Raw genomic sequence first — 10,437 nt, forward strand, 5'->3', positions numbered from 1 at the left:
TGGGCATAAAGGCCGTTCTGAACATGAAACTCGACGGGCTGCGCAGGCCACGGGCTGTTGTAGACTCTGTTCTTTTCAGCGGAAGCGATCCCGATGTTGCCCTTGATTGACTGGCGGCCCCATGCGCCCTTGCAGCGTTTGCACGTGAACTGGCTGCAACAGGCCGGGGTTGAGGTTGCCGTGCTGCGCCTTGACCTGATCGATCCGCTGATCAGCGGCAACAAGTGGTTCAAACTCACCGAACACTTGCGTGCGGCGCATGCCGCCGGCGCTGACGGGGTGATCAGCCTGGGCGGGGCTCACTCCAATCATCTGCATGCGCTGGCAGCCGCCGGCAAGCGTTTTGGTTTCACTACGGTGGGGCTGTTGCGCGGGCATGCGCAGCAAACCCCGACCACTGAGGACTTGCAACGCTTTGGCATGCAGCTGCACTGGCTGGGGTTTGGCGGCTATCGGGCACGTCACGAGCCGGGCTTCTGGACGCCGTGGCAAGCCCTGTACCCGCAGTTGTACCCGGTGCCTGAAGGTGGCGGCAGCCTTGCGGGTGCCCTGGGGTGCAGGCCGCTGGTGAGTCTGGTGCGCGAGCAACTGGACGCTGTGGGCTGGGATGACTACGACGGCTGGTGGCTGGCCGCCGGTACCGGCACGACGCTGGCTGGCCTGGTGCTGGCCGAAGCCGGTGAGCGCCCGGTATATGGTGCACTGGCGGTGCCTCAGGATCATGGGGTGGCGCCGCAGGTCGAGGCCATTCTGCAACAGGCGGGGAGCGCCTCGGCGGCCTTTGACTTGATCGAGGCCAGTCGCGGTGGTTTCGCCCGGGTTGACGAGGCGTTGCTGGCGTTCATTCAGGTCAGCGAGCAGGCGGCAGGTGTGCCGCTGGAGCCGTTGTACACCGGCAAGGCGCTGATGGCGCTCAAGCAGGCGGTCGCAGAAGGCGTCATTGAGCGTGGCAAACGTCTGGTTTTTGTCCACACCGGCGGCTTGCAAGGCCGCCGGGGGTTTGCAGCAAAAACCTAGCCGCGCTTGGGCAGCATGCGCAGCAGGGTGTTGTCCTTGATCACATAGTGATGCGCCAGGCCAGCCACCGCGTGCAAGCCGATCAGCCAATAGCCGATGGTCCCGCCCAGTTCGTGCCAGCTTTTGATCTGTTTGGCGAACTCCGGGTCCTTGACGGTTAAAGCGGGCAGGTCGAAGCCGTAGAAGAACACCGATTTGTCGTTGTAGCTAAGGATCAGATAGCCCAGCAGCGGCATGCCGATCATGAATACATACAGCGCCCAGTGCATCAGCGTTGCCAGAGCGGTTTGCCAGGCCGGCGGGGCGGGGGTGATGTTCGGTGCTGCGCCCAGGGTACGGGCCAGCAGCCGCAACCAGACCAGGGCGAAGACGGTCAGGCCGAGCATAAAGTGCGCATCTTTCATCAGGTTGCGACCGTCGCTGTCTTTCGGGAATATTCCGCGAAACTCGATCGAGGCATATATCAGTACGAACAGCAGCACCATGAACCAGTGCAAGGCAATGGACATTCGGCTGTAACGGTCGGCGGAGCTTTTCCAGGACATGGCTTTTCCTCACGGTTCACATCGGTAAGCCTCCGTTCTTGTACGACGGAGTACCTTTACTTTAATCGGCTTGTGTTACTTCGTTCCTGAGGCAAGTCAGATTTAGTTCAATCAGGGTTGCCCGGGACTTTGGGCCAAAGGTCGGAAACCAGGAACAGTCGCTCGGCTTCCTCCCAGTCGCCGCCGCCATTTTCGGCCAGACGCACCAACAGCTGGGCGGGCGCCTGGGGGTGCAGTTCTGACAACCAGACCTGCAATTGTTGTTCAGACCATAGCCCGTCGGGGCCAGAGTGCGCAGGTGCAAGCCAGGCATGCCGGGGCAAGGGCTGCCAGCAACCCGCGGCGCTCTGGCGAATGAACGCCGGCCAGTCCCGCTGATGCAGCCAGCGGCCCCGCAAGTGACCGGGGTGAGCGCCGAGCGGTGGCCGCGAATGGCCGGGCCACGGATACAGCAGGTAGCCGCCGAGCCACAGATGGGCATCGAAGTGACGGACATCCATCTGCGCGAGAATCTCACGGCTTTCCGGGCGGCTGGACATGGGCAGTTGATGCTGGGTGAAATGCTTGAGCTTACGGTCGAGCCGGTCATTGCTGCCGGGGCCGAGCCAGTGCGCCGGATCGTGGCCATCCGCGTCTTGCGGGCCGAGATAGAGTTTTATCGCCAGTTCCAGGTGATGCACGCCGTCACGGTCACGCAGCAGCATGTCCAGCTCACCCAGCGTATGGCCGCCCACACGGATTGGCAGGTTGGCGGCCAGCAGCTCAACACCTGGCGCCTGGTCGATGGCAAATTGCCAAAGCCGTTCGTAGTAGCGCCCCAATCGCCGCGTGGTGGCCAATGCCAGCCACTGCTGCAGCGGTTCGCTGTGGCGGTCGAGCTCTCGCAGCCAACGCTCCAGTTGATCGGGGGCCCGCACCCAGTCGCTGCCGGTCAGCGGGTGGCGCTGAGGCCATGGCGTCTGGCTGAGCATGGGCGGGGCCAGAATCACCCACGCCAGGTCCCGCACCTCGGGGTGGCGCAATTGACGGGGCAGGTTAAGCAAGTCGGGGAAGAGGATCATTCTGCGAGCATAGCTGTTTGTCAGGCGCTGAAAGGGTTTTGTCTATTGTGGTCTTTCGCCCATAATCGTTGTTTTCACCTGTCAATAACCCCGCAGGAGCCTCATGGAGCAATTTCGTAATATCGGCATCATTGGTCGTTTGGGCAGTTCTCAGGTGCTCGACACGGTTCGCCGACTGAAAAAATTCCTGCTTGGGCGACACCTGCACGTGATCCTTGAAGACACCATTGCCGAGGTTTTGCCCGGTCATGGCCTGCAAACCTCTTCGCGAAAAATGCTCGGTGAAGTCTGCGACATGGTGATCGTGGTGGGCGGCGATGGCAGTTTGCTGGGCGCTGCCCGTGCACTGGCGCGGCACAATGTTCCGGTACTGGGCATCAACCGCGGCAGCCTGGGCTTTTTGACCGATATCCGGCCGGACGAACTTGAAGTCAAGGTCGCCGAGGTGCTGGACGGCCACTACCTGGTTGAAAACCGCTTTTTGCTGCAGGCCGAGGTTCGCCGCCATGGCGAAGCGATCGGTCAGGGCGATGCCCTGAATGACGTGGTGTTGCACCCAGGCAAATCCACGCGGATGATCGAATTCGAGCTGCATATCGACGGCCAGTTCGTGTGCAGCCAAAAGGCCGACGGCCTGATTGTCGCCACGCCGACCGGTTCCACGGCCTATGCCATGTCTGCCGGAGGGCCGATCATGCACCCCAAACTCGATGCGATCGTCATCGTCCCGATGTACCCGCATACCCTCAGCAGTCGGCCGATTGTGGTCGATGGCAACAGCGAGCTGAAGATCGTGGTGGCCAAGGACATGCAGATCTACCCGCAAGTGTCGTGTGATGGTCAGAACCATTTCACCTGTGCGCCGGGCGACACCATCACTGTCAGTAAAAAAGCGCAGAAGCTGCGCCTGATTCACCCGCTGGACCACAACTACTATGAAGTGTGTCGGACCAAGCTTGGCTGGGGTAGCCGACTGGGCGGTAGGGCTGACTGATGCTCGATCCAGCGCGCAGTTACGATTTGATCGGTGACGTGCATGGTTGCGCTCATACCCTTGAGCACCTCCTGGAGCGTCTGGGCTATCGCAAACACGCCGGTACCTGGCGACACCCGCAACGGATGGCGGTGTTCCTGGGCGACATCATTGATCGTGGCCCGCGCATTCGCGAAGCGCTGCATATCGTTTACGACATGGTTCAAGCCGGTCAGGCGCTGTGCCTGATGGGCAACCATGAATTCAACGCGCTGGGCTGGTGTACCCCGGCACCGGCCGGCACGGGCAAGCATTTCGTGCGTGAGCACACCCCGCGCCATGCCAGGCTGATCCACGAGACCCTTGAACAGTTCGCACAGTACCCTGGCGACTGGCACGACTTCGTGCAGTGGTTTTATGACATGCCGCTGTTTGTCGACGCCGGTCGTTTTCGGGTCGTACACGCCTGCTGGGATGCCGATGTGATCGCCGCACTGCGTGCGAAGTACCCCGATGGCTGTATCGACCGGCCTTTCCTGCAAGCCGCAGCGGTACCGGAAAGCTTTGCCAGCATGGCCTTCAACCGTTTGTTGCGCGGCACCGACATGCGCCTGCCGGACGGCATGACCCTGACCGGTGGCGATGGCCTGACCCGGGCGTTTTTTCGCACCAAGTTCTGGGAAGATGACCCCAAGACCTACGGAGATATCGTGTTCCAACCTGACGCTCTGCCTGAGCTCGTTGCAAAAAAACCGTTATCAACCACTGAAAAAGGGGCGCTGCTGCGCTATGGCAGTGATGAGCCGCTGTTGTTTGTGGGCCATTACTGGCGCAGCGGCCAGCCGGCACCGATCCGGCCGAACCTGGCCTGTCTTGATTACAGTGCCGTGCTCTACGGCAAACTGGTTGCTTATCGCCTGGATCAGGAAACACGCCTCGATCCGGCCAAGTTCGTGTGGGTGGATGTTGAGCGTCCGGAGGCTGTGCAATGAGTGCCGTCGCCGTTTTACGCTTGCCGTTGTCCACCGACCTGAGCGGGTTTGTGAGTTTGCTTAAACGCATGCAAGTGCCGCATCGGGTCAGCGAAGAAGCCGGTGAGCAAGTGCTGTGGGCACCCGAAACCATTGCCGACGATGTGCGCAGCCTGTATCAGCGTTTCCCGGTGGGCGACCCCGATCATGCGTTGCCCATCGTCGAGCGCCCGCCGGCCATGGGCCGCCCGAGCTTCGCCCGGCAATTGCGTGACAGTCCGGCAACCGCTGCGATTTTGCTGCTGTGCGTGATTGTCGCTGCGCTGACGCAGCTGGGTGACAACTTGCCTGCCCTCAGCGCGCTGACGTTCCTTGATTTCAGCATTCACGGCGAGTACATCCAGTTCACGCCGCTGGCCGATAGCCTGGCCGCGGGGCAGTGGTGGCGCTTATTCACGCCGATGCTGATTCACTTCGGTTTCTTGCACATCGCCATGAATGGCATGTGGTATTGGGAACTGGGGCGGCGCATTGAAATGCGTCAGGGCAGCATCAACCTGATTGGCCTGAGCCTGTTGTTCAGCGTGGTGTCCAACGTGGCCCAGTACCTGTTTGGTGGCCCAAGCCTGTTTGGTGGCTTGTCCGGGGTGTTGTATGGCTTGCTTGGGCATGTCTGGATTTACCAGCGGATGGCACCCAATCCGATGTATCACATGCCTCGCGGCGTACTGGTGATGATGCTGGTCTGGCTGGCGCTGTGCATGTCGGGGCTGGTGTCGATGATGGGTTTTGGCCAGATCGCCAACGCGGCCCATGTCGGCGGCTTGTTGATCGGATGCCTGACCGGTTTGCTCGGCGGTCTTTGGGCGCGACGCAAACAGATGGCTTAACGCTGTAGCTGCTGCCCATCGCAGCCTGCGGCAGCGGCTACAGGCTTGTTTATTCTTTAAGGAGTGGAAAAGACCCATGTCCTCTTTCAATGAAATGATTCACAACATCACCCCCGAGATTTACCAGAGCCTGAAACTGGCGGTCGAAATCGGCAAGTGGGCCGATGGCAACAAACTCACCGCCGAACAGCGCGAGCTGTCATTGCAGGCAATGATTGCCTGGGAAGTGCAAAACCTGCCCGAAGACCAGCGTACCGGCTACATGGGCCCTCAAGAGTGCAGCTCCAAGTCGGCACCGGTGCCCAATATTCTGTTCAAGTCGGATGCAATCCATTGATTGAAATTGGTCGCGGTGCAATCAGCAAAATGTCGGCGAGCCTTGAAACGCCGACCGTGCAATATGCGTTTCGTCTGGGTGATACCGAGGTGCCGGTCAACCCGTTGATCGGCAGCACGTTGCGTCTGGAATACCTGGGGGCGATTCACTGCACCCACTGCGGGCGCAAGACCAAAACCAGCTTCAGTCAGGGTTACTGCTACCCGTGCATGACCAAGCTGGCGCAATGCGATGTCTGCATCATGAGCCCGGAGCGTTGCCATTACGACGCCGGTACCTGCCGTGATCCATCCTGGGGCGAGCAGTTCTGCATGACCGATCACGTGGTGTATCTGGCCAACTCGTCCGGGGTCAAGGTCGGCATCACCCGTGCCACCCAGTTGCCGACGCGCTGGCTCGACCAGGGCGCGAGCCAGGCGTTGCCGATCGTGCGGGTTGCCACCCGCCAGCAATCGGGTTTTGTCGAAGACCTGTTGCGCACTCAAGTGGCCGACCGGACCAATTGGCGAGCCTTGCTCAAGGGCGATGCCGAGCCGGTGGACCTGCTGGCGGTGCGTGACCAGTTGTTCGAGAGCTGCGCCGAAGGCATGAATGAGTTGCAGGCGCGCTTCGGCCTGCAGGCCGTCCAGCCCTTGCTGGACGTCGAGCCTGTCGAGATTCGTTATCCGGTCGAACGCTACCCGACCAAGATTGTCAGTTTTAATCTGGACAAGAATCCGATCGTTGAAGGCACGCTGATGGGGATCAAGGGGCAGTATTTGATCTTCGATACCGGCGTTATCAATATCCGCAAGTACACGGCTTATCAATTGGCCGTGCATCAGTAAAAGGACTCCAGCATGCGCACCGAACAACCGCAAATGATCTACCTGAAGGACTACCAGGCGCCCGAGTACCTGATCGACGAGACGCACCTGACCTTTGAGTTGTTCGAGGACCACACGCTGGTCCATGCGCAACTGGTGATGCGCCGCAATCCGGCCCGTGGCGCTGGATTCCCGGCCCTGGAGCTGGATGGCCAGCAACTGGAGCTGCTCTCGGTCAAGCTCGATGATGCCGACCTGGTGCCAGGCGACTATCAATTGACGGACAGTCACCTGGTCCTGCAGCCGACCACTGCGCAGTTCGTGGTCGATACCAGCGTCAAGATCCACCCCGAATCCAACACCGCGCTGGAAGGCCTGTACAAGTCCGGCGGGATGTTCTGCACTCAATGCGAAGCCGAAGGCTTCCGCAAAATCACGTATTACCTCGATCGTCCTGACGTGATGAGCACATTCACCACCACGGTGGTGGCCGAGCAGCACCGCTACCCGATCCTGCTGTCCAACGGTAACCCGATTGCCAGTGGTCCTGATGAAGACGGGCGGCACTGGGCCACCTGGGAAGACCCGTTCATGAAACCGGCTTACCTGTTTGCGCTGGTGGCCGGCGACCTGTGGTGCGTCGAAGACACGTTCACCACCATGACCGATCGGACCGTGGCGCTGCGTATTTATGTCGAGCCGGAAAACATCGACAAGTGCCAGCACGCGATGAACAGCCTGAAGAAGTCGATGCGCTGGGACGAAGAGGTCTACGGTCGCGAATACGACCTGGACATCTTCATGATCGTGGCCGTGAACGACTTCAACATGGGCGCGATGGAGAACAAGGGCCTCAACATCTTCAACTCCAGTTGCGTCCTGGCCCGCGCCGAAACCGCCACCGACGCTGCGCACCAGCGGGTCGAGGCGGTGGTTGCCCACGAATACTTCCACAACTGGTCGGGCAACCGCGTGACCTGCCGTGACTGGTTCCAGCTGTCGCTCAAGGAAGGCTTCACGGTGTTCCGTGACTCCGAATTCTCGGCCGACATGAACTCACGCACGGTCAAACGCATCGAGGACGTGGCCTTCCTGCGTACCCACCAGTTTGCCGAAGATGCCGGCCCCATGGCCCATGCAGTGCGGCCAGACAGCTTTATCGAAATCTCCAACTTCTACACCCTGACCGTTTATGAAAAGGGTTCTGAAGTCGTGCGCATGATCCACACCCTGCTGGGGGCCGAAGGCTTCCGCAAGGGCAGCGACCTGTATTTTGAGCGCCATGACGGCCAGGCCGTCACCTGCGATGACTTCATCAAGGCCATGGAAGACGCCAACGGCGTTGACCTGACCCAGTTCAAGCGTTGGTACAGCCAGGCCGGTACGCCCCGGCTGGCGGTCAGCGAGCAATATGACGCGGCCCTGAAAACCTACAGCCTGACCTTTGCTCAAAGCTGCCCGGCCACACCGGACAAGGTTGAAAAACTGCCGTTCGTGATCCCTGTCGAGGTGGGCCTGTTGAATGCCCAGGGGGCTGAAATCCCGTTGCAACTGGCGGACGAAGCTGCCGCCAGCGGCACCACTCGCGTGCTGTCGGTGACTGAATCCGAGCAGACGTTCACGTTCGTGGGCGTGGCCGAAAAGCCGTTGCCTTCATTGCTGCGTGGCTTTTCGGCGCCGGTGAAGCTGAGCTTTGCCTACAGCCGTGACCAGTTGATGTTTTTGATGCAGCACGACACTGACGGTTTCAACCGTTGGGAGGCCGGGCAGCAACTGTCGGTGCAGGTGCTGCAGGAACTGATTGGCCAGCACCAGCGCGGCGAGCCGCTGGTCATGGATCAGCGACTGGTTGAGGCCTTGCGCAGTGTGTTGGGCAACCAGCAACTGGATCAGGCGATGGTGGCTGAAATGCTCTCGCTTCCGGGCGAAGCCTACCTGACTGAGATCAGTGAAGTGGCTGATGTCGAGGCCATTCACACGGCGCGCGAGTTTGCCCGCAAGCAACTGGCCGACAGCTTGTTTGACGGGCTGTGGACGCGCTACCAGGCCAATCGCGAAATCTCCAGAGTGACTTCGTATGTGGCCGCCGCCGAGCATTTCGCCCGTCGCAGCCTGCAAAATATCGCGCTCTCATACCTGATGCTCAGCGGCCAGCCACAGGTGCTGGCGGCCACGCTGGAACAGTTCGAACACAGCGACAACATGACCGAGCGCCTGACCGCGCTGGCAGTGCTGGTGAACTCGCCATTTGCCGAAGACAAGGCCAAGGCCCTGGCCAGCTTTGCCGAGCACTTCAAGGACAACCCGCTGGTCATGGATCAGTGGTTCAGCGTGCAGGCGGCCAGTGGTTTGCCGGGTGGACTGCAGCGGGTGCGGGAGTTGATGCAGCACCCGGCTTTCAACATCAAGAACCCGAACAAGGTGCGGGCACTGGTCGGGGCCTTTGCCGGGCAGAACCTGATCAACTTCCATGCGGCGGACGGTTCGGGCTATCGCTTCCTGGCTGATCTGGTGATCGAACTCAACGGGTTCAACCCGCAGATTGCCTCGCGGCAACTGGCACCGCTGACCCGCTGGCGCAAATATGACAACGCCCGTCAGGCGCTGATGAAGGCCGAACTGGAACGCATCCGCAACTCGGGTGAATTGTCCAGCGACGTGTTTGAAGTCGTGAGCAAAAGCCTGGCGTAAACCCGCAGGCAAATAAAAGGCGCTAACCGGGTGATCGGTTAGCGCCTTTTTTGTGCCTTCCATTACGGGGCTTGGGTGTCGTCGCTGCCGAGCTCCGCGCCAGCCTAGTGCTGAGGGTTAAGCACCGTATCCAGTGCCGTGCGCGCGTCATCAAGCTGCACCAGCGTGGCGTGACGGGCGCTGAGGGCGTCGTGATTTTCGATGGCCGTCAAGATGGCCTTGTGCCGGGGCAGGGCCAGTTCGTGCAGGTTGGGACGGCGATTGGAGTGTTTCAAGGCTTCGCGCAAAGCCAGCGAAAGCATGTTGCACAGGTTGGCCAGGAGGTCGTTGTGGGTCGCGTCGGCAATCCGGCTGTGAAAATCCAGGTCCGGCTGTAACAGGGCCTCGGGCGTTGTGGCCGTCTCCATGCGTTCATAGGCCTCACGGATCGACGCCACGTCCTCATCGGTCGCATGCTGGGCGGCGAGGGCGGCCACGGCGGGTTCGATAATGCTGCGCACGCTGGTCAGCAGCGCAAAAAATTCGTTTTGCGGTGAGCTTTGCATCAGCCAGTGCAGCACGTCCGGATCAAGCATGTGCCATTCACGGCGCGGTTTGACCACCGTGCCAACACGGGGCTTGGAGTACACCAGCCCTTTGGCCAGCAATACGCGCGTGGCCTCGCGAAGCACCGGGCGGCTGACGGCATATTCTTCGCACAGCAGCGCTTCGGCGGGCAGCTTGTCATCGGGTTTAAAACGCCCGGAAACGATCTGCATGCCGAGTTCCTGGACGATGCGCGCATGCATGCTCTTGCGTTCGGAAGGCTGACGATAATCCATTGGCCGCGGGTCGATCCTGTCAGTGAAAAGCACTGATCATAACAGGGGCCGCGGGGGTTTTACGCGCAGAGTGCTTCACCCGTCTTTTATCGTCGTCGCCACAGGTGGCTAAAAGGAAAATAAACCGATCGGTAGAAGGATGTGCGGCTGTTTTCTGCGGGACTGCGGGCTGGTATCGGTAGGACACGTCCGGATTTCTTTGGCGATGATCTACACCGGGGTGTGGGCTGTTAGGGTCGCGGCATTCGACCTGGAGCCCGCCCATGACTCAGTGCTTCAAAGACCATCCCAGCGACACTCAGCGTCTGTTTCACAACACCTTGCC

Annotated in this window: 10 protein-coding genes; 7 read left to right on the forward strand and 3 right to left on the reverse strand. The window is 60.5% G+C overall.

Annotation, left to right across the window (positions count from 1 at the left end; all coding sequences use genetic code 11):
* The first annotated feature begins 93 nt into the window (after positions 1-93).
* Entirely contained in the window at positions 94-1,017 is a 924-nt protein-coding gene (locus tag AWM69_RS21650; RefSeq protein WP_218728418.1) for a 1-aminocyclopropane-1-carboxylate deaminase/D-cysteine desulfhydrase, read from the forward strand.
* On the opposite strand, the gene AWM69_RS21655 is transcribed toward AWM69_RS21650, so the two are convergent.
* Together AWM69_RS21655 and AWM69_RS21660 are read right to left on the reverse strand one after the other, a co-directional pair.
* The gene (locus AWM69_RS21655) at positions 1,014-1,562 is read right to left on the reverse strand and encodes a cytochrome b (RefSeq protein ID WP_131654090.1); all 549 of its coding nucleotides are present in this window, start codon (positions 1,560-1,562) and stop codon (positions 1,014-1,016) included. The genes AWM69_RS21650 and AWM69_RS21655 overlap by 4 nt on opposite strands.
* 107 nt (positions 1,563-1,669) lie before the next feature.
* Positions 1,670-2,623 carry a DUF1853 family protein gene (locus AWM69_RS21660; RefSeq protein WP_218728420.1) on the reverse strand — a complete coding sequence of 318 codons (954 nt, stop codon included), beginning with the start codon at positions 2,621-2,623 and terminating at the stop codon, positions 1,670-1,672.
* A 103-nt stretch (positions 2,624-2,726) separates the two neighbouring features.
* Here AWM69_RS21660 and AWM69_RS21665 point away from each other — a divergent pair, with 103 nt between their 5' ends.
* From AWM69_RS21665 to pepN, 6 genes are all read left to right on the forward strand, one after another.
* Positions 2,727-3,617 carry an NAD(+) kinase gene (locus tag AWM69_RS21665; RefSeq protein ID WP_048380370.1) on the forward strand — a complete coding sequence of 297 codons (891 nt, stop codon included), beginning with the start codon at positions 2,727-2,729 and terminating at the stop codon, positions 3,615-3,617.
* Positions 3,617-4,588: a metallophosphoesterase gene (locus tag AWM69_RS21670; RefSeq protein ID WP_048380368.1), complete on the forward strand. Its 972-nt coding sequence runs from the start codon at positions 3,617-3,619 to the stop codon at positions 4,586-4,588. Before AWM69_RS21665 ends, AWM69_RS21670 begins: the two co-directional genes overlap by 1 nt.
* Positions 4,585-5,457, forward strand: coding sequence for a rhomboid family intramembrane serine protease (locus AWM69_RS21675; protein ID WP_218728422.1), 873 nt, complete (start codon positions 4,585-4,587; stop codon positions 5,455-5,457). Before AWM69_RS21670 ends, AWM69_RS21675 begins: the two co-directional genes overlap by 4 nt.
* A gap of 76 nt (positions 5,458-5,533) precedes the next feature.
* Positions 5,534-5,794, forward strand: a complete 261-nt coding sequence (locus tag AWM69_RS21680) for a YeaC family protein (protein ID WP_131654086.1) — start codon at positions 5,534-5,536, stop codon at positions 5,792-5,794.
* A complete protein-coding gene (locus AWM69_RS21685) occupies positions 5,791-6,621 on the forward strand; it encodes a DUF2797 domain-containing protein (RefSeq protein ID WP_131654085.1) in 831 nt (276 codons plus the stop codon). Before AWM69_RS21680 ends, AWM69_RS21685 begins: the two co-directional genes overlap by 4 nt.
* A gap of 12 nt (positions 6,622-6,633) precedes the next feature.
* The gene (pepN, locus tag AWM69_RS21690; RefSeq protein ID WP_218728424.1) at positions 6,634-9,291 is read left to right on the forward strand and encodes an aminopeptidase N; all 2,658 of its coding nucleotides are present in this window, start codon (positions 6,634-6,636) and stop codon (positions 9,289-9,291) included.
* A 104-nt stretch (positions 9,292-9,395) separates the two neighbouring features.
* Here the strand turns inward: pepN and AWM69_RS21695 are convergent, their stop codons facing one another.
* Complete coding sequence (locus AWM69_RS21695) at positions 9,396-10,112, reverse strand: FadR/GntR family transcriptional regulator (RefSeq protein ID WP_048380360.1); 717 nt, start codon at positions 10,110-10,112, stop codon at positions 9,396-9,398.
* Positions 10,113-10,437 lie beyond the last annotated feature (325 nt).

This window comes from Pseudomonas sp. D1HM (assembly GCF_019266105.1).
Taxonomy (GTDB): Bacteria; Pseudomonadota; Gammaproteobacteria; order Pseudomonadales; family Pseudomonadaceae; genus Aquipseudomonas; species Aquipseudomonas taetrolens.